The sequence below is a fragment of the Acinetobacter sp. ANC 4173 genome (genome assembly GCF_004331255.1).
Lineage (GTDB): Bacteria > Pseudomonadota > Gammaproteobacteria > Pseudomonadales > Moraxellaceae > Acinetobacter.
In genome coordinates, this window is the sequence record NZ_SJOF01000003.1 from 19,557 (window position 1) to 37,820 (window position 18,264).

General features: G+C 42.5%; 15 protein-coding genes and 4 tRNA genes. 9 read left to right on the forward strand and 10 right to left on the reverse strand.

All coding sequences use genetic code 11. The features are described from left to right. Nucleotides 1–173 precede the first annotated feature (173 nt). The 3 genes from E0H94_RS04775 to E0H94_RS04785 all read left to right on the forward strand — a co-directional run bounded on the left by E0H94_RS04775 (nucleotide 174) and on the right by E0H94_RS04785 (nucleotide 2,947). Complete coding sequence (locus E0H94_RS04775) at nucleotides 174–1,337, forward strand: TIGR00341 family protein (RefSeq protein WP_131325387.1); 1,164 nt, start codon at nucleotides 174–176, stop codon at nucleotides 1,335–1,337. Next, entirely contained in the window at nucleotides 1,334–2,383 is a 1,050-nt protein-coding gene (locus E0H94_RS04780) for a linear amide C-N hydrolase (protein WP_131325388.1), read from the forward strand. Before E0H94_RS04775 ends, E0H94_RS04780 begins: the two co-directional genes overlap by 4 nt. A 78-nt stretch (nucleotides 2,384–2,461) precedes the next feature. Then, nucleotides 2,462–2,947: a hypothetical protein gene (locus E0H94_RS04785; RefSeq protein ID WP_131325389.1), complete on the forward strand. Its 486-nt coding sequence runs from the start codon at nucleotides 2,462–2,464 to the stop codon at nucleotides 2,945–2,947. Nucleotides 2,948–3,010: 63 nt separating this feature from the next. On the opposite strand, the gene E0H94_RS04790 is transcribed toward E0H94_RS04785, so the two are convergent. Next, nucleotides 3,011–3,946, reverse strand: coding sequence for a DMT family transporter (locus E0H94_RS04790; protein ID WP_131325390.1), 936 nt, complete (start codon nucleotides 3,944–3,946; stop codon nucleotides 3,011–3,013). Between the two features lie 117 nt (nucleotides 3,947–4,063). Between E0H94_RS04790 and E0H94_RS04795 the strand changes: the two genes are divergently transcribed. Then, complete coding sequence (locus E0H94_RS04795; RefSeq protein ID WP_131325391.1) at nucleotides 4,064–4,870, forward strand: AraC family transcriptional regulator; 807 nt, start codon at nucleotides 4,064–4,066, stop codon at nucleotides 4,868–4,870. 40 nt (nucleotides 4,871–4,910) lie between these two features. On the opposite strand, the gene E0H94_RS04800 is transcribed toward E0H94_RS04795, so the two are convergent. The 6 genes from E0H94_RS04800 to E0H94_RS04825 form a co-directional block, all read right to left on the reverse strand. Then, nucleotides 4,911–5,555, reverse strand: a complete 645-nt coding sequence (locus tag E0H94_RS04800; protein ID WP_131325392.1) for a fumarylacetoacetate hydrolase family protein — start codon at nucleotides 5,553–5,555, stop codon at nucleotides 4,911–4,913. Nucleotides 5,556–5,589: 34 nt separating this feature from the next. Next, nucleotides 5,590–6,093: a YcxB family protein gene (locus E0H94_RS04805; protein WP_131325393.1), complete on the reverse strand. Its 504-nt coding sequence runs from the start codon at nucleotides 6,091–6,093 to the stop codon at nucleotides 5,590–5,592. A 209-nt stretch (nucleotides 6,094–6,302) separates the two neighbouring features. After that, nucleotides 6,303–6,379: transfer RNA gene (locus E0H94_RS04810), tRNA-Arg, on the reverse strand. Nucleotides 6,380–6,897: 518 nt separating this feature from the next. Further along, nucleotides 6,898–6,974: transfer RNA gene (locus E0H94_RS04815), tRNA-Arg, on the reverse strand. A 48-nt stretch (nucleotides 6,975–7,022) separates the two neighbouring features. Continuing rightward, nucleotides 7,023–7,099 (reverse strand) — tRNA-Arg (locus E0H94_RS04820). Between the two features lie 14 nt (nucleotides 7,100–7,113). After that, a tRNA-Ser gene (locus tag E0H94_RS04825) sits at nucleotides 7,114–7,203 on the reverse strand. Between the two features lie 265 nt (nucleotides 7,204–7,468). Between E0H94_RS04825 and rnr the strand changes: the two genes are divergently transcribed. The 5 genes from rnr to E0H94_RS04850 all read left to right on the forward strand — a co-directional run bounded on the left by rnr (nucleotide 7,469) and on the right by E0H94_RS04850 (nucleotide 13,651). Beyond that, complete coding sequence (gene rnr / locus E0H94_RS04830; protein ID WP_171462043.1) at nucleotides 7,469–9,907, forward strand: ribonuclease R; 2,439 nt, start codon at nucleotides 7,469–7,471, stop codon at nucleotides 9,905–9,907. 53 nt (nucleotides 9,908–9,960) lie between these two features. Then, nucleotides 9,961–10,827 (forward strand): VanW family protein, encoded by an 867-nt coding sequence (locus E0H94_RS04835; RefSeq protein WP_131325394.1) that lies wholly within the window; start codon nucleotides 9,961–9,963, stop codon nucleotides 10,825–10,827. A gap of 79 nt (nucleotides 10,828–10,906) precedes the next feature. Continuing rightward, nucleotides 10,907–12,946 (forward strand): M3 family metallopeptidase, encoded by a 2,040-nt coding sequence (locus E0H94_RS04840; protein WP_131325395.1) that lies wholly within the window; start codon nucleotides 10,907–10,909, stop codon nucleotides 12,944–12,946. 38 nt (nucleotides 12,947–12,984) lie between these two features. Further along, complete coding sequence (locus E0H94_RS04845; RefSeq protein WP_131325396.1) at nucleotides 12,985–13,191, forward strand: YheV family putative metal-binding protein; 207 nt, start codon at nucleotides 12,985–12,987, stop codon at nucleotides 13,189–13,191. Between the two features lie 16 nt (nucleotides 13,192–13,207). Beyond that, the gene (locus E0H94_RS04850) at nucleotides 13,208–13,651 is read left to right on the forward strand and encodes a hypothetical protein (RefSeq protein WP_131325397.1); all 444 of its coding nucleotides are present in this window, start codon (nucleotides 13,208–13,210) and stop codon (nucleotides 13,649–13,651) included. A gap of 470 nt (nucleotides 13,652–14,121) precedes the next feature. On the opposite strand, the gene E0H94_RS04855 is transcribed toward E0H94_RS04850, so the two are convergent. From E0H94_RS04855 to E0H94_RS04865, 3 genes are all read right to left on the reverse strand, one after another. Continuing rightward, on the reverse strand, nucleotides 14,122–16,317 hold the full coding sequence (locus E0H94_RS04855) for a TRAP transporter large permease subunit (RefSeq protein ID WP_131325398.1): 2,196 nt from the start codon (nucleotides 16,315–16,317) through the stop codon (nucleotides 14,122–14,124). A gap of 164 nt (nucleotides 16,318–16,481) precedes the next feature. After that, nucleotides 16,482–17,063 (reverse strand): rhombosortase, encoded by a 582-nt coding sequence (gene rrtA, locus E0H94_RS04860; protein WP_131325399.1) that lies wholly within the window; start codon nucleotides 17,061–17,063, stop codon nucleotides 16,482–16,484. A 56-nt stretch (nucleotides 17,064–17,119) separates the two neighbouring features. After that, nucleotides 17,120–18,184 carry a hypothetical protein gene (locus E0H94_RS04865; RefSeq protein ID WP_131325400.1) on the reverse strand — a complete coding sequence of 355 codons (1,065 nt, stop codon included), beginning with the start codon at nucleotides 18,182–18,184 and terminating at the stop codon, nucleotides 17,120–17,122. Nucleotides 18,185–18,264 lie beyond the last annotated feature (80 nt).

The window sequence follows — 18,264 nt, forward strand, 5'->3', positions numbered from 1 at the left end:
TAGACCCATTACTGGTGATGTAATTTTCCAAATTACAAACTATAAATCGTTCAAAAAATAAGCTAATATAAATTTCGATCCAAATAATAAAATGATCTAAAAACAAAATATAGAAGAAGAACCACTCATCACAAGCAAGACTTTTATTTGTGTAATTCAGTTGAGAATTCACTATGACGGACCCAAAAAAAGAAACACCGACCATTATTATTAATGATGCTGAGCCTGAGAAAGAGCGCTTTGAAACACTAAAAGAAAAATTACGCTATCAACAGGCACTACGAGAAAGCTCTAAAAAAATTGACCATAAGCAAGTCCGTCTAAATATTCAGGTCGATGCTCTTCCCAGCAAAACCTTTTTTATTATGAATGCACTAGCAGCAGTAATTGCTGCCTACGGGCTACTTAGTGATTCTACGGCAGTGGTCATTGGCGCCATGTTGGTTGCTATGATGTTGGGACCGATTGCAGGTATTTCTTTAGCTTTAATTGATAGTCGTTGGATACTATTTCACACCGCTTTTCAAACTTTGACACTGGGTATTTTGATGATTTACGGGATTGGTTTCCTTATTGGAATTCTCCATCCTAATATTGCCATTACCAACGAAATCATGGCGCGGACGCATCCGAATTCACTTGATTTAATGATTGCACTGGCAGGTGGTGCCGCAGGTGCTTTTGCCTCAGTCTCACCACGACTTTCAGTTGCGGTGGTTGGGGTTGCTGTTGCCACTGCATTAGTTCCACCATTAGTCGCCAGTGGTATTTTATTATCCAGAGCTGAGTTTGCTCTTTCTGCCAATGCCTTCTTGCTAACCTTTACCAATATCGTCGCAATTCAAATCAGTTCAGCAATGGTGCTCTGGATCGCGGGTTTTAGACGCGGCTCTAATGAAGAAGTTTCCAGTAAATATCTAGAGTTTGCAAAGCGCAATTGGGTCAGTTTAATTATTCTACTTATATTGGCTGTATATTTGACCCTTAATTTACTCCATACCGTTCAGAATGAATTATATAAATCTCACGTCAGCGACCTATTGAGTCAAAAGCTCAATAACGAAACCAATATTATTGACACTGTGGAGTTCGAAATACATCCAAACTTTACCTTAGCCAGAGTGTTTATACGCGGGGTTACTCCGCCTTCAACCCATCAAATTGACGAATTAAACCGAACACTCAGAGCCGATCACAATGGTCACCCGACCTATGTACAAATCCGTTTTATTCCTATTCAAATTATTCAAACTCAACCAACAAAGATCGTGCCTTTGAACACAACAGAATCCGAAAAATCTATCATTCAAATGTTAAAACAACAGGATCCCTCATGACAAAAAAATTACTCCTTATTGCAACTTTAACCAGTGGGCTTTTGATTCATTCATCGCTTCAAGCCTGTACCCGCGTCGTTTTCCATGGTGATCATCAAAACATCATGACGGCTCGCTCTATGGACTGGAAAGTCGATGTTGGCACCAATCTCTGGATCATGCCGCAAAACATCGCCCGTAATGGTTTGGCTGGACCTCAATCGATTCATTGGACGGCTAAATATGGCAGTGTGGTTGCGACAGGTTATGACATTTCCACCACCGATGGCATCAATGAAAAAGGCCTTACAGCCAACCTACTTTGGCTGGTCGAGTCCGAATACCCAGAAGTAAAAAACAATAAAAAGCCCACTTTAAGTATTTCACTGTGGGCACAATATGTTTTAGATAATTACGCAACTGTTAATGAAGCCATTCGGGCACTGGAGAAAGAGCCTTTTGTTGTAGTCACGGATAATGTGCCTGGGGAAAAACGCCTTGCGACCTTACACCTTTCGCTTTCAGATGCATCGGGAGATAGTGCGATTGTGGAATACATTGATGGTCAACAAGTGACTCATCACCATGCCAAATATCAGGTCATGACCAATTCCCCCACTTTTGATGAACAATTGGCACTGAATCAATATTGGAAAAACATTGGAGGAACAACTTTCTTACCTGGTACCAATCGTGCCTCGGATCGTTTTGCCCGTGCCTCATTTTATGTCAATGCCATTCCTAAAAATGCCAACAGTAAACAAAGCCTTGCCAGTGTATTTAGTGTGATTCGAAATGCATCCGTTCCCTTTGGTCTCAATACAGAAGAAGAACCAAATATCTCATCAACACGCTGGCGGACGGTTGTTGACCATAAGAATTTGTTATACTTTTTTGAATCAGCGGTTTCACCCAATACGTTCTGGGTAGATTTAAAGCAAATCAATTTTAAAACTACACCTTTCCAGAAACTGGACTTAGGCGCAGATCAAGCCAATGTCTATGCTGGGGATGCCACACCATACTTTAAGACCACGAAAGCATTTCAGTTTTTAGGAAAAGAATAAACACTGCACGGCGCATCGCGTTCATTTATGAAAAGGGGGGCGTCGTCAGTTTTCTATCGATATCAATAAAGGTTAAACATGAATATTTTAAAAACCAGTCTATTCGGAATAGTAACGACTATGGGGCTTGTAGGCTGTGCCACTTCAAGTACACAACCTCAAAATATCGCTTCAACAGGGTTATTAATCTGCGCACAAAATGAACTTTGCCCTGCGGTGAAAGTCACGTGGAACGAACAAAATCGTAGCAATTTAAAAATTACGGCATATTTGCCAAGTGCCAAAGATGATTATGATATTCAGCAATTTGTGTTCTTAATTGATCAAAAACCCTATAGTTATGCCCCTACGACAACAACCACGCATGAATACATCAATCGTATGGTTCCGCATCGCTCATCTAACTATATTGTGGTGCCTAGTTCCTTCTTAAGCACGTTTAAAAATGCCAAAGATATTGAATTAAAACTGGTGACAAACAAAGGCAATATTACCCGTCCAGTATATCGCAGTGGACAACAATCTTCTGCTTATCGTGCTTTTATCAACTTATACCAACCTTAATTTTTTGATCTAATTAAAAGCCTGTCTTGATGACAGGCTTTTTTCTAAATATTTTAAGTGGAATTAATCCGATTTTAAGGCTTTTGCCAAACTTCGTGATTGTACCCAGCCTTGTAGACTCACCACCATAATCCCCAACATTACCAATACCGTACCGACAATAAAGTTCAGTTCAATTTTTTCATTAAGCAAGACAACCCCAAATAACACTCCAAACAATGGGGTTAAAAAGGAGAATACTCCCAAACGAGAAGCCAGATACTCTTTTAATAACCAAAACCAAATCAGATAACTGGCAAAAGATACAACAATAGTATGGAACAGCAGACTACCTATCGTAAACGGCGTCCAATCAATACTGGCCTGCCCCATGGCAAATGCGAGAGGAAATAACAGTAGAAATGCAACCAACAGTTGATAAAACAAGGTCTGCGTTGCAGGCGCTTCCGCTAGCTTGGTTAAACGCACCGCAATCGTGGTTGCCGCCCATAAAATCCCCGCCAGTAATGCCAAGGCATCTCCCAACAAAACAGTGCTCGAAGCCACTGCCGAACCCGTTGGATGAAATAGAAAAGTAATACTAATCCCGAAAAATGCAAGCGCGATCCCAGACCACTGCAACATACTCAGCCGCTCAGATGGAAGCTTCCAGTGTAGACCCAATACCACAAAAATTGGCGCGGTATACAACAGTACCACCGTATGTGATGCCGAGGTAAAACGTAATGCTTGTGCCACCAAAAAGAATTCCGAGGCAAACAGAACCCCCACCAAAATACCTGCTGCCAAATAATCTCGACGCCACAAAGAAACGCCATCTGCAAGTTTAATCATGGGGTAAACCATGAGTGCGGAAAGACCAGAGCGTAATGCAATTTGCATCACAGCAGAAATATCTGGCGCAGCCATTTTTAAAATTACTTGCTGCAAACCCCAAATAATACACAGCACAAACATAATGCCCGATGCTTTAGTGTCTAATGCCCGACGCTCACTCACGATCTACTCCAGCTCAATTCATGAATCACCACTATAGACCTGTCACTTTTAAAAGATATACTTCAAAACAGACAACCCATACTATTATTCAGGCAAAATGAGCAGCGGGAGAAATAGATGCATACACGTCAACAACATGACTATCATCCAATGCCGACCAACGATGATATTCCTGCCCCTCTGTGGTTTCGCATTTCCGATGCCCCCGCAGAGTCTTGCTATCCCACACATGAACATGCTTGGGGAGAATTTATTTACGCCCTCAACGGTGTACTGGAAGTTAAAGTTGAACAGCATCATTTCCTGACACCACCCCCTTATGGCATTTGGTTACCTCCGCATTTAAAACATGCAGGGATTAACCGCACCGAAGTCACCCATTCCACTTTATACGTACATGAAAGCTTATGTGCAGCCCTGCCAAAACAGGCAGGCATTTTGCTCACTTCTGCTTTGGTCCCTGCATTATTACATCATTTGCGCTATCATCCCCTTCCTGATCATGCCCCTGAACACTTGCGTTTGTTGCATGTGCTATTGGATCAACTGGAGCATGCCGAATGGGTGGGCAGTTATTTACCCTCGAGTCAACATCCTGCTCTACAGAGTTTATTGGATTATTTACAACAGCATCCAGCCGATCAAAGCACGTTGGCACAACTGGCACAGCGGATTAATATGACCGAGCGCACACTGGCACGTTATAGTCAGCAAGAACTGGGCATGTCCTTAAATGAATGGCGACAACGGCTGAAAGTGATTAAAGCCATGTCCATGTTGAATGAAAACAGAACGGTGGAAAGTATTGCGCTTGATTTAGGCTATGCAAATGCCTCTGCTTTTATTAACTTATTCAAACGTTGGATGCGTTGCACGCCTGATCAATTTCGCAAGAACTATGCTGCGGAAAAACAATCCAAATAAAAAGGACTGTAAATACAGTCCTTTTTAAGTTCAACTTGACTTAGGCATGCACAAAAGTAGTCCAGACATAGTCTTGTTGCTGACCTTGCAAGGTCATTTTCAGTTGATCACCCGCTTGTAATGCTGCAACGCCTGCAGGTGTCCCGGTCATGATCACATCGCCCACTTCTAGGGTAAAGACTTGACTCATATCTGCCAATAAAGTGCCAATATCAAAAATTAAATGCGATGTATTGCCTTGTTGACGAAGTTCGTCATTCACATGCAAGGTGTAATGTACATCGTTCCAATCTTTAACGACGTCAGCAACATCGACCCAATCTGCCACCATACATGAACCATCAAAAGCTTTGGCACGTTCCCACGGCTGACCTTTCTGTTTCAAATCATCCTGCAAATCACGTAAGGTTAAATCTAAGCCCAAAGTCACGGCACCCAATGCTTGCAAGGCTTTCAATGGATCGGTTTCGGCTTTCAATTCACGATCAATTCTGAGTGTCAGCTCACATTCATAATGACAACTGCCCCACGCCGAGTTCCACGAAATTCCATCTGCCAGTGCTTTTAAGCTACTCGGCGGCTTAATAAACAATACAGGACGGTCGGGGATAGCATTTCCCAACTCTCTCGCATGGTCTGCATAGCTACGACCGACACAAACAATTTTAGATGGACGTGTACTCATGATCTTCCCTTCGACTTTTGTGACAATAAATCTTTTATTTAGAATGTTTGAATGTATTTTCAAATATGCTTTGATCTTCAGCTGTTGCAAAGGCACGTTTTGGCACAATCACCACAGTACGATTTTTTAATTCAAGCATGTAGGTCAGCTTACCAGATGCAAAATTCTGTACTTCATGATAGTGCACAATTTTTTTACGCCCATTGGCATAAATATCGGCATGTTCCTGATACAAATCGATGCCTTGCTCGCTTTTCCCAAATTGATATTTTACAAACTGACGTTTAAACATCATCGGCAAGAACCAATAGCGTAAAACCAGTTGTAAAACCAAGAAAAATACGCCCAGTGCAACGTAATAGCGTCCCACCCCAGTAAAACCTAAATAAATGCCCCAACCAATGATGGCAAGACTAATTAAAGGGGTAATAAAACGTGTGAACAGCTTTTTACCAAAGGTGGCTAAAGCAAAGCCATCCTGAGATTCTTCAAGGTTTAAATAATAACGTAAAGATAAGGCAGGCTTGCTGTCTGACATAAATCCATCATCAATCTGAAAACGAGACTACAGCATAGTACACCAAATTTCAGCTTTTCTTTATGCTTTTCAGTGTGACTTCGCAGCAATGGATTTTTAAAATTGTCACGAAATAGACATGCTTTTGCGTTATTTTAGACGCAAAAAAACCGCAAAAAATGCGGTTTTTTTTATGCGATAGAACAGATAAATGATCTATGCTATCAAGTTGGTGCGCTCAGAGAGATTCGAACTCCCGACCCCTTAGTTCGTAGCCAAGTGCTCTATCCAGCTGAGCTATGAGCGCGACGTCTTGATGGAGCGCATTATATATGTTTTTTTCATTTTGATAAGTGCTTTTTCACAAAACTGCAACCAAATGCTTATATAATGGGCAATTTAGACATAACCGTACATTTTTACACCAAAATAATGAATCATCTAACCAATGAACCACTTTCATTTGCAACATCTAATGTACAGAAACTGCATGCAAGCGCTGTTGGCAATCCGAACAGAGCCAAATATATTCCTGACTATCTCTAATTTTAAATAAGCCAGCCTCACCAATCCGTTCATCAAATCAGGTGTCACAGGCTTTTTGCCCCACCCAATAGGCATTTTCTCGCCACAGGTATTGATAACAACCATCACTGAATATCATGCGACCCTCCTATTCTTGTTCCGCACTCACTATAAAAAGCAGAGTGCAACAGGAAAAGAGTAAACCGCAAGTACCACGACAAGTTTAGTCGTGTAAATCAAGGAGACATGATAAATTTTAGGCACAAAAAAACCGCAACATGTGCGGTTAATTGTTCAAGTTGGTGCGCTCAGAGAGATTCGAACTCCCGACCCCTTAGTTCGTAGCCAAGTGCTCTATCCAGCTGAGCTATGAGCGCATTACTTGTGTGCCAATTCAGGCGATACGTTACATACAGTTTACTTATTGGTGCGCTCAGAGAGATTCGAACTCCCGACCCCTTAGTTCGTAGCCAAGTGCTCTATCCAGCTGAGCTATGAGCGCGACATAAGTAAAGTTGGCGGTGAGAGAGGGATTCGAACCCTCGGTACAGTTACCCGTACGCATCCTTAGCAGGGATGTGGTTTCAGCCACTCACCCATCTCACCGTAACGTGCCGCCATAATACAAACTTCATGCTAGCACTGCAAGCAATGACGCTCAATTTTTTGTTTTTTTTTGCTCATTTAAATACTTTTTAAGCAATTTATTCAAACTTGAACGGAATTTATACGGTATCTCAGGTTTTAGCATCCAAAACTCAGCCGCCTGACTTGAATTGCGCCGTGAAAAACACATTATTGCAATCATTTACGTGCAGTCTGAGGCAGCATGTCTTATGCTAATCCTATCTTCTGACACAAAACCAAATCCATGATGAAAAATTGGGTCGATCCTGAAGCCAAAGCGGAAGCTGAACGCTACGAAAATCCTATTCCGAGCCGTACGCTCATTTTAGAAACCATAGAACAATTAAACTCGCCACAATCGCATGCTGATTTAGTAGAACATTTCCAAATTGCCGATCAAAAGAGCATTGATGCGCTAAGTCACCGCCTCATTGCGATGGTGCGTGATGGTCAACTCATGAAAGATGGTTTTAAATTTCAACGTATGGCCGATCAACCGAGCTATGAAGCTACGGTCTATATCAACAGTAAAGGCTTTGGTACAGCCAGTATTGCAGGTCATGATGATTTATTTCTACCTGAACGTGAACTCCGCCAAGTCTTTAATGGCGATCGAGTTAAAGTGCAACAAACTTCGGTTGATCGCAAAGGTAAAGCTTGGGGCTTTATTTCTGAAGTTGTACAACGCCGCGTTAAGCAAATCATCGGAAAAGTTTCGCAACATGAAGGTGAATACTTTATTCAACCTGCCAATCCGAATGCACACCAACCCATTACACTAGAAAAAGAGTTGATTGAGCACGCAAAACTCAAACTGGGTGATTCAGTCCGTATTGCGATTGACGACTACCCAACTCGTGAAGAATTCGCGACGGGACACGTGATCCAGTCTATGGCTGACAAAGCAGATACCGAAATCATTATTCCGCAAACCATTCTAGAGTTTGGTTTACCTTATGAATTTCCGGAAGACGTCCTGAAAGAAGCCGAAAGCTTTAAAGAACCCAATACCAAAGACCGTGAAGGTCGTATTGATTTACGTGACCTGCCTTTAGTCACGATTGATGGTGAGGATGCCCGCGACTTTGATGATGCCGTTTATGCCGAAAAACGTTCTGGCGGAGGCTATCGTGTAGTAGTGGCGATTGCCGATGTCAGTCACTATGTGCGTATTGGTAAACCGTTGGATGATGAAGCGCAAGAGCGTGGCACGTCAGTTTATTTTCCGCATTTTGTGCTGCCAATGTTGCCTGAAGCGCTTTCAAATGGGCTATGTTCTTTAAATCCGCATGTAGACCGTTTATGTATGGTCTGTGATTTAAAACTTTCCCGTGCGGGTCGCGTGACAGACTTTGAATTTTACCCTTCAGTCATGCATTCCAAAGCACGCCTGACTTATACACAAGTGGCCCAATATTTCGATGGCGATAGCGCTGCGGTGCCTGAAGACCGTGACGTACGTAAATCACTCAATACCCTGTTCCAACTGTATCAGGTTCTGAAAGATTTACGTGGCAAACGCCATGCTATGGAATTTGAAACTGTCGAAACGTATATGACTTTCGATGACTTGGGTGGAATTAATGAAATTCTGCCACGTACGCGTAACGATGCGCACAAGCTCATTGAAGAATGTATGTTATTGGCGAACGTGGCTGCGGCAGAGTTTGCACTCGAACATGATATTCCAATGCTATACCGTGTGCATGAACCACCTGAGTTCTCTCGCATTCAAAAAGTCCGTGATTTTGTCAAATTATTGGGTTTAAAATTCCCTGACCAACCCACCCAAGCTGATTATCAGGCGGTGATTGAAGCGACCAAAGACCGTATTGATGCACCAAGTATTCATGCAGTGTTATTACGCTCTATGATGCAAGCCTATTACGGCGCGAAAAATGCGGGACATTATGGTCTGGCTTATGAAGCCTATACCCACTTCACTTCGCCAATTCGCCGCTACCCAGATTTACTGTTACATCGTGCCATTAAAGCCAAATTAGCCGGAAAACCATTCCCTCTTTCAGGCGCGGCACTGGATGATGCGGGTGAACATTTCTCGCAGACTGAACGTCGTGCAGATGAAGCGTCTCGCTCTGTGACCATGTGGTTAAAATGTCATTATATGCAACAGCACTTGGGCGATGAATTTGTCGGGGTGATTTCTGCGGTAGCCGAGTTTGGTTTATTCGTCACCCTAAAAGACTTATATGTGGATGGTATGGTACATGTCAGTCAATTGGGCGATGACTTCTTTGTCTTTGATCAAGTTAGCCAAAGTCTGGTGGGACAAAACCGTGGACAAACGTTTGGTTTAGGCGATGAAGTTAAAATTAAAGTGGCTGGCGTCAATCTAGAAGAGCGCAAAATTGATTTTGCGCTGATTCAACAATTGACTCATGCAGGACGTGCGATTCGTAGCCGTGCCCCACGTATTGCCAAAACAGCAACAGTTCAGCTAAAAGAAGAAACCTTTAATCCTCGCACAGCAAAAGCTCCCGCTGAAGCCCGTGAGTCTGGCGATCAATCTGTTGTGAAGAAGAAAGCCAAGTCTAAGCCAAGTTCTTATGCTAAAAAAGTCGATAAGAAAGCATCAACGAAAGCAGATGTAAAAGCTAAAGACAAAGCCAAAAAGAAAAAGGCCAAAAAGAAAAAAGCCAACGCAAAAGTGCGTAGCGAATAACTTTAGATCGGTGTTAAGTCTCTGGGCTTAACACCTTTTTTATCAAAAACAATATGAAATTCATTCGACGTTTTATCAATAAACCGATTAGTCAGTATCATCCACTATTTTACTTCTTATCGACCCGTACCCGACGGGCGTTACGCTATTGGCAATGGAAAACTGATGGCCTAGATTATGCCCAGCAGAAGTGCTCAACCCCTTTGCCTTATCGCGTTAAAAAACATCAATCGGTTTTAATCCGAAAATTAGGTGACAGTGAGCAGCACTGGCAACACAACAAAGTCATCAATCTAAAAATTGCCAGCCCCTGTATTTCAGGTATTCTGATTGCGCCCAAACAAACCTTTTCTTTCTGCCAATTGGTCGGGCAACCTACGCAAACCAAAGGCTATGTTGAAGGGATGGAACTGAGTTTTGGTCAAGCACGCGGTGGGATTGGCGGTGGAATTTGCCAAATTGCCAATCTGATTCATTGGTTGGTTCTGCATAGCCCACTACAGGTGGTACAACGCGCACAGCACTCCTTTGATCCCTTCCCCAATCAAGGACGAGTTCTCCCTTTTGGCAGTGGTGCCGCGATCTTTTATAACTATATAGATTATCAATTTTATAATCCGACGCCACATACCTTTCAAATTCGCTTGTGGTTTAGTGACAAATGTCTGGAAGGAGAACTACGCTGTTCGGCAGATTTGGGTTATGTCTATCATGTGTTTGAACAACAGCATGCTTTCTTAAAAATTGGTCAAGACTATTATCGACAGAATGAAATCTGGCGCCATCGTAAAGAGAAATATAAAAGTGGTGAAATTCTGGAAAGAGAATGTATGACCCGTAACTTTGCCAAAGTCTTGTATATTCCTCAGCGTATAGATCAATCCTTTAGCTCTTGGGCTGAATTTAGGTCTGAACAGTAAACTCAATCAATTAAAACTTGATTTCCCGCGCAAGAGCCCCTACATCTAGATGAAGTTTAAAATGAAATGGCGAATGCACATGCACTTAGATCAAGCAACACTACCTGTTCCTCAGTTTGATCAAATTCAACTTAGCGACTTAAAACAACAAATTGAACAAGCCATTCAACACGGTCAGCAATTTTTAGCTGAACTCACTGCGGTACCTGAACAACATGCAGCACAATTGCAAGTTTTAAGTCAAGTCGATGAACTTGAAAACAATATGAGTGAATCATGGGGCGTTTTATCCCACTTAAATGCAGTGATGAACAATGCCGAAACCCGTGATGTCTATCAGTCTTTGCTGCCTGCACTGAGTGAATATTATACGGCGCTTGGACAACACAAAGTACTGTACCAAACCTATCAACAGGTCCAAGATTCAGCAGAATTTCAGCAATTACCTGCGGCACAGCAAAGTGCCATCAAACTGGCATTACGTGATTTCAAACTTTCTGGCGTAGCCTTAGAAGGCGAAGCGAAAAAGCGTTATGCTGAAATCTCAGCGCGTTTATCGCAATTGTCTTCGGACTTCTCCAACCATGTGTTGGATGCCTCTCAGGCTTATTTCAAGCCTTTAAGCGAAGACCAACTCAAAGGTCTACCTGCCAGCAGCATTGAACTGTTAAAACAATATGGTCAACAACGTGAACTTGAACAAGCGGTTGCCACTTTAGATATTCCTGTTTATTTGGCAATTATGACCTATGCAGAAGATCGTACTGTGCGCGAAGAATTGTATCGTGCTTATACCACTCGCGCTTCCGATCAGGCAGAACAAGCTGAATTTGATAATACGGCGGTGATGGAAGAAATCTTGAGTCTACGTCAGGAAATGGCGCAGTTGCTCGGTTTTAACAACTATGCAGAATTGTCCCTCGCCAGCAAAATGGCACCTGATGTCGACACCGTCGCCAACTTTTTAATCGAGCTGGCAGAGCATGCACGTCAACCTGCTGAACAAGAAATTGCCGAGCTGAAAGCGATTGCACAACAAGATGCTATTGAAACCCTAGAACCTTGGGATACTGGCTTCTATTCAGAAAAACTTAAAGTTCAGCAATTCAATCTGTCTCAGGAAGATTTAAAACCATATTTCCCAGCACCGAAAATCATACAAGGCTTATTCAGCATTGTTGAACGCTTATATGGCATTCAAGTTGTGCAACGTGAAGCCCCTGTTTGGCATCCAGATGCACAATATTTTGAACTGGAAGATCAAGGTCAAGTGGTTGGTGGATTCTATTTCGATCTCTATGCGCGGAGTGGCAAACGCGGTGGCGCATGGATGAGTGGCTTCCGCTCACGCATGCAAACTGCACAGGGTTTACAAAAACCAATCTGCTATATGGTATGTAACTTTACTCCACCCGTTGCAGGACAAGCGGCTTTATTGACTCATGATGAAGTCACCACCCTATTTCATGAATTTGGGCACGGCTTGCATCACATGCTGACCGAAGTCGATCATATTTCTGTGGCAGGGACACATGGCGTGGCTTGGGATGCGGTAGAATTGCCAAGTCAATTTATGGAATTCTGGACATGGGACAAAGAAAGTTTAGATTTACTCAGCGAGCATATTGAAAGCAAAGCGGTTCTCCCTGAATCCTTACTCAAAGCATTACTCGATGCCCGTTTCTTCCAGTCCGGTATGCAAACCCTACGTCAAATTGAGTTTGCCTTATTTGATCTGAATATTCATCGAACTGCACCTGCCCTTGATGCAACAGGTATTCAAACGACCTTAGATCAAATTCGTCAGAACTATGCCGTTGCCCCAACAGCATCTTATAACCGTTTCCAACATAGTTTTAGTCACATTTTCGCGGGAGGTTACGCTGCGGGTTATTATTCCTATAAATGGGCGGAAGTTTTAGCCAGTGATGCCTTTGATCGTTTCGAACAAGAAGGGATTTTCAACACTCAGACTGGCAAAGAGTTTCGACAGTTTATTCTAGCAGTTGGCGGAAAAGATACTGCACTTGATGCATTTATCAATTTCCGTGGACGCGAACCCAAAATAGATGCTTTATTACGCCATCAGGGTTGGACGAACGCAGCTAAAACCGCTTAAACTACGTCATTATTGTTCACAGGGTGTTGTTAACTGACATGAAAAGACAGTTTATCGCAGGCGCAAAATGTCCTAAATGCGGAGCTTTAGATCGTGTGGTTAAAATCATCACTGTGGATGACGAGTGGATTGAATGTATAGAGTGTGAATATACAGAGAAACGCCCGACCCATGTCGAGCCAGCCGAACCTGAATATCCAGATGAAGTTGGGGTTATTCAATTCAAACCTCGTCAGCCTGAATAACAACAAGGTTTAAGTCATGACGTTAGATCAAAGACAAAATTCAAAACTTTTAATGGGGATTATTGCTGGACTGGTTGCAGTGGTGGCTATTTTTTTGGCTTACCAATGGATGTCGAGCACTCAACCAAAGCATGAAGTCGAGCAGCAAGTGGTTCATGCACCTGCAAAACCCGTGGTGAAAGCGACTGTACCTATGGTGGAAAATTCGGCTTCTACGGCGGTTGCAAATACGACTGCTGAAGCACCGATTCAATTGGTCGATGAAGCCATTTTAAAACAAGATGTGCCGAAAAATGCCAGCTTGGCCAAAGAAGAAATTGCCAAACTGGATGACATTCAGACACAACTGGATGAACAAGAGAAAACACTGAAAGCACAACACGCTGATGCAGATGACTTAATTGCCTTGAAAGAAGAACAGGTGAAATTACTCGAAGCCCAACTTGCCAAAGCTCAATAAAATAATTTGATCGAATTCGGCTAGAATGGCTCTGTTTCCCTCTATGCCGAATTTTCTAGCTGATCTGCTCGTGTTGCAGACTCAATCAACAGATCATGTATTCGTGAATATCGATTAAAGCTTTGATGAATTACATTCTTCTGATCCTGCCAAAATTTCTCTCCCTTTGATCAGCAATTATTAATGTAATCGTGTTCTGAGCATGATTAATCCAATAACATAAATTCAATCGATATCAATAGATAGTCGCACCTAAAGGCTCATCGAACTAAATCCATCCGTATCTTCTGCTCGAATAGAATCCAGAATCAATTGTTACTGCATTCTCTCTAAGCACCCTGTTCTCATCAGATTTTTTAAATTTGTAGCAGCTTCATGGTTTTCACTGTTAAGGTGGAACATCATAGCTATTTCCGAAATCCTAAAAGCCATCAAGCACCCGAAGGTGCTTGATGTATGACAGTATGTGATTAATGATACCAACCAAATAATTTTAAAATATAAGGGGCAAAAGTCACCAACATTAACGAGGGAAATAACACCATAATTGGCAATAACCAACGTTCATAACGATAATAAAATTGGGTGTATTTTTCTTTGGCTTCAGCATCCGCTGCTCGCACTTCATCATCCCCTACCGACATTCGGGTCAATAAGTGATTCAGTGCAACAGGCGGCGTGACATAGCCCAATTCAAAAGCAACCAGTACAATCATCCAGAAATGAATTGGGTGAATACCATTTTCATAAGCCACAGGAGCAACCGTCGCTGCAACCAAAATCACTGCACCAAATGGATCGGTCGTCATCCCTATAATTGCAAGCAGTAATGCAATAAAGGCCAGCGAAATATAGATGTTGCCTAAATGCGTTGGTAATAGGGTCACCACTTCTGAGCGTTCAATCAGTCCGCCAACACTCGCAGATAAGGCCATTAAAATAATTAATGCCCCAATATGTCCCACTGTCTCAGCCGAAGCAAACCAAATCGAACTCCCAAAACTGCGCCGATTTGCCGCATGTCCACCATGATCACGTAAAAATTGAGAATTTTTTTCGTGCTCTAATGCCAATCTAGTATGTGCATCTTTAGGCTCTGGACTAAACTGATCGGCCCACCAGCGATCAAACATAATATAAGCAATCAGTATGATAGGCAGTACAACGGGCGCTGTAAATTCGTCCATTTGCGTATCTAAACCATACTTATAAAAAGCAATCACAAGAATAGTAATCACGACGTATGGAATCACTGGAATGCAAGCACGTAGCATTCCCGGAACGGCAACTTTCGGTGAGTTCACTCGGAAACGGGTTTCTGCCAACCACAGTGAAATTCCCAAGAATACAAAAGCAGTTAACCAAAAAACATACAGACCATGATCGAATAACTCATCCGAGGTAACATGACGGCTATCAAGCATCGAAATCAGAATAATCAATAAACATGGTCGTATCACCACACCAAGTGAACCCGACATTGCCGAAACAGCTAAGGCAAACTGACGGCGAGAACCTGCATTCCAAACTTCTTTATAAATGATGGCACCCGCAGCAACCACGAAAATTCCCGATGCACCGGTATACGCTGTCGGAATCGCAGCAGCAATTAAAATCAACCACGTTAAGGTTTCTGGTGCTAAATTCCACGGGCGTAATATGCCTAAAAATAGATCCATGACACGCGTTTGAGTCAGCAACATCCCCGCCCAGATGAAAAGGGCTAAATTTAAGAAAATTCCTGAAAATTCAACCAAAATACCGAGATAAATCCCTTGCCCCATTGGATAGTCCATGAAGAAGGTAAATGCAATGCCTGTAATAATCGCCATGTATGCATATAAAGGGACACTAAGCAGCGCTAGACCGACATTTCCACCTGATTGTTTTGGTGCTGGAGGCATAAAGAGCTGAAATAAGCTCAAAATTGTCTGGATCACAAATAATCCGATCCAAATCCAATAGCCCGCTAAGGTTTCAAAGGTACTGCTCACGCCAGAATTAATCACCGAATGATACTGACTCACAACGGAATAACTCAGTAAGCCATTCCCCATAATCATAAATAAGGCATACACACGGTAATCATTTTTTGAAGTTGGTGCGCGTAAGCCAATATGATGATATTTCACAGTGGCTGAAATTGCGGCGAAGAACACCATCACCAATAAGATGAGTACACGATTCTCAGAGCCAAATTTAAAAATACCGAAAAAGCCTGTTTCTATGGTTCTATAGGTGCTTAAACTTGGATGATCATCTAGGTATTTTATCGATTTATCATAAAACTGATATTTTTCTTCACATTGCCGCACACCTGCCAATACGGAAGCACGTACATCTGACTCAGAGGCTGTACCAAAAATATCAGCAAACTCGTCAGCTGAACTGGCTTGCATTTGAGTACGAACTAAAGCATCAACATCTAGGTGACGGTTACAATCGGGTTTAACAGGTTCCGCTCGAAGAAATGAGTACTGCATACCCACGGTTTCATTCCCATACAACCGCTCCCCTACACGTAAGAGCTGTCCATGAATCATTTCACCTGTGCCAATAATCAGCGTCAAAATTAACAACAGCAAGATTACAAACGTTGAAATCCATTCTGTCCAAATATTCTTGATTAGGTCTAGCCCAGACCTTTTCTGTCCTGCATCCTTCATATGTGTTCCTATTTTTTATTTTACTCAGCACCAATGATGGTGTAGATATCCTTCAAGGACAGAACATCTCCATATTCTGTTCCAATCTTTATTGTTCAGTTTCACTCTGCATGTATTTTGGACTGAATAAAATGACTGTTTTTGTTTTCTTTCTGCCTAAAATGTCAACTTTTAGAAGTAACTATCCGATAATGAAAAAGAAAATATAATAAACCAAAGACCATTCCCCAGAATGCGCCCAACAAATGTGCTTCAACCAATACAGGGCTGCCAATCAGTTCCGCTGTTCCCGTATTACCAACCGTGTTTTCCCAAATCAATTTCAGCACAATCAGCCCCAGTACTAAGGCAGCAAATTTACGTTCATATGTATAACTTAAGTGGATCAATGCCACTGCGACATAAGCACCGTGCAATACACCTGACAGTCCAGCATAAGCCTCAATGTCAGGAAAAATGTAATAGAAACTTAAGCTGATACAGACTGAAAGCACGACCAATAAGGCTGCCAAATGCCAGATTCTGACGTGGGGGAAAATAAAGGGGAAACAAGCAAAGGCAAGCATATTCAGCAAATAATGTATCCATCCGACATGCACCCAGTGCCCTGTCCAAAGACGCCAGAATTGTTCCAACAAATCTGGGCGCCAATAGATAAAATAGTCTGCAAAAATCTGTAAACAGGCAGATATTGAGGCAACTCCTGCAATAAAGACCACCTTTCGAGCAAAATATGGGTCATTCATCAGCCTCTCCCTCGATTCCTATAGCAATTCTTGTATTGATACTTCAACGCTATGGGCTATTCTTTTGCCATACTTGCGGCACCCTCTGTGGCATTGAATAAATCATCCAAGCCAGAGCTATCCTCCTGCTCATCCCAAAATTTCTGCATACCATCATCGGCTGTGCGTTTGCCTATGTGTTCCGTCCAGTAACGGTCTGAAATACCCTGCACCATAATGGCGGCTATACTATCAATCAACTTGAACTGAGGATTAACAGGCTTTTCATCTGAACGTGCCGCAGCAAACTGTTTTAAAGCATCACGAATTTTGGCATCATCGCCACTGGCTTGTGCCGCTACTGCATATAAGGCATGAGATAAGCGTACGCCTTTTTGCTCACCAATTTGCATGGATTGTTTAAGGGTTTGGTATGGATCTGGTTTACCATCTCCTACACCTGGCAGTAAAGTCCAAATGGCCGCACGCGTTGCCTCAGGTGCACCCCAGAACTTCTCATTGTTCAAGCACACCATACCGCGCTCTACAATTGCTGCAATATCTTTCGGTACATTCACCGAACCACCTGCATTAATGTCATTGGTCATGGCTTGTACGCCACTGAGCAAACCCAGCAAATACACGGTCTGATCAATATCACTTTTCATTTTTGGGCAACTCTCACCCAGTTCTTGCTGATACTTGGCTTGCCAACGCTTCTCTAAAAGTTGATAACCTGCATATTGCCGCTGTGCCGCTACAGCCGACCAACGCTTTTGCTCAATACGCGCATCTTGAGCTTCTGTCACCTGCCCTGCTTTAGATGCACGCAAATAACGGAGTTCAGCATCGAGGGCTCTGTTCTCAGCACATGTGCCCGCAGCCGAATAGAGTAAAATTGCAATACGCGTCGGATCTGCCCCCATATCTTGGGTCGACATAATTACAGGTGTTAATGCATTCCCTGAATTACATACCATATCCGCATCACTCATGGCTAAAATGGGCGGGACAATGTGCTTTTCACTAAAGCCTAAAGCGACATTCGCACCAGATTTCACTACATGCGAACATCCTGTAAATATGGTTGTTGTAATCATTAAAATCGCCATACCTTGGCTAATTTTCTGGACTTGCGACATCTTCCTGTCCTCTATATTTTTTGTTTGTGTCCTTCGCAGTAAACATAGCAGAAGCCATTTTTGAAGAAAAGAGTATTTAC

Bases quoted from the DNA above. Each gene is read 5' to 3' on its own strand.
- rrtA (WP_131325399.1), bottom strand. From the start codon at position 17,063: ATGAATGACCCATATTTTGCTCGAAAGGTGGTCTTTATTGCAGGAGTT.
- E0H94_RS04780 (WP_131325388.1), top strand. From the start codon at position 1,334: ATGACAAAAAAATTACTCCTTATTGCAACTTTAACCAGTGGGCTTTTG.
- E0H94_RS04805 (WP_131325393.1), bottom strand. From the start codon at position 6,093: ATGTCAGACAGCAAGCCTGCCTTATCTTTACGTTATTATTTAAACCTT.
- E0H94_RS04855 (WP_131325398.1), bottom strand. From the start codon at position 16,317: ATGAAGGATGCAGGACAGAAAAGGTCTGGGCTAGACCTAATCAAGAAT.
- E0H94_RS04800 (WP_131325392.1), bottom strand. From the start codon at position 5,555: ATGAGTACACGTCCATCTAAAATTGTTTGTGTCGGTCGTAGCTATGCA.
- rnr (WP_171462043.1), top strand. From the start codon at position 7,469: ATGATGAAAAATTGGGTCGATCCTGAAGCCAAAGCGGAAGCTGAACGC.
- E0H94_RS04775 (WP_131325387.1), top strand. From the start codon at position 174: ATGACGGACCCAAAAAAAGAAACACCGACCATTATTATTAATGATGCT.
- E0H94_RS04835 (WP_131325394.1), top strand. From the start codon at position 9,961: ATGAAATTCATTCGACGTTTTATCAATAAACCGATTAGTCAGTATCAT.
- E0H94_RS04785 (WP_131325389.1), top strand. From the start codon at position 2,462: ATGAATATTTTAAAAACCAGTCTATTCGGAATAGTAACGACTATGGGG.
- E0H94_RS04795 (WP_131325391.1), top strand. From the start codon at position 4,064: ATGCATACACGTCAACAACATGACTATCATCCAATGCCGACCAACGAT.
- E0H94_RS04850 (WP_131325397.1), top strand. From the start codon at position 13,208: ATGACGTTAGATCAAAGACAAAATTCAAAACTTTTAATGGGGATTATT.
- E0H94_RS04845 (WP_131325396.1), top strand. From the start codon at position 12,985: ATGAAAAGACAGTTTATCGCAGGCGCAAAATGTCCTAAATGCGGAGCT.
- E0H94_RS04840 (WP_131325395.1), top strand. From the start codon at position 10,907: ATGCACTTAGATCAAGCAACACTACCTGTTCCTCAGTTTGATCAAATT.
- E0H94_RS04865 (WP_131325400.1), bottom strand. From the start codon at position 18,184: ATGTCGCAAGTCCAGAAAATTAGCCAAGGTATGGCGATTTTAATGATT.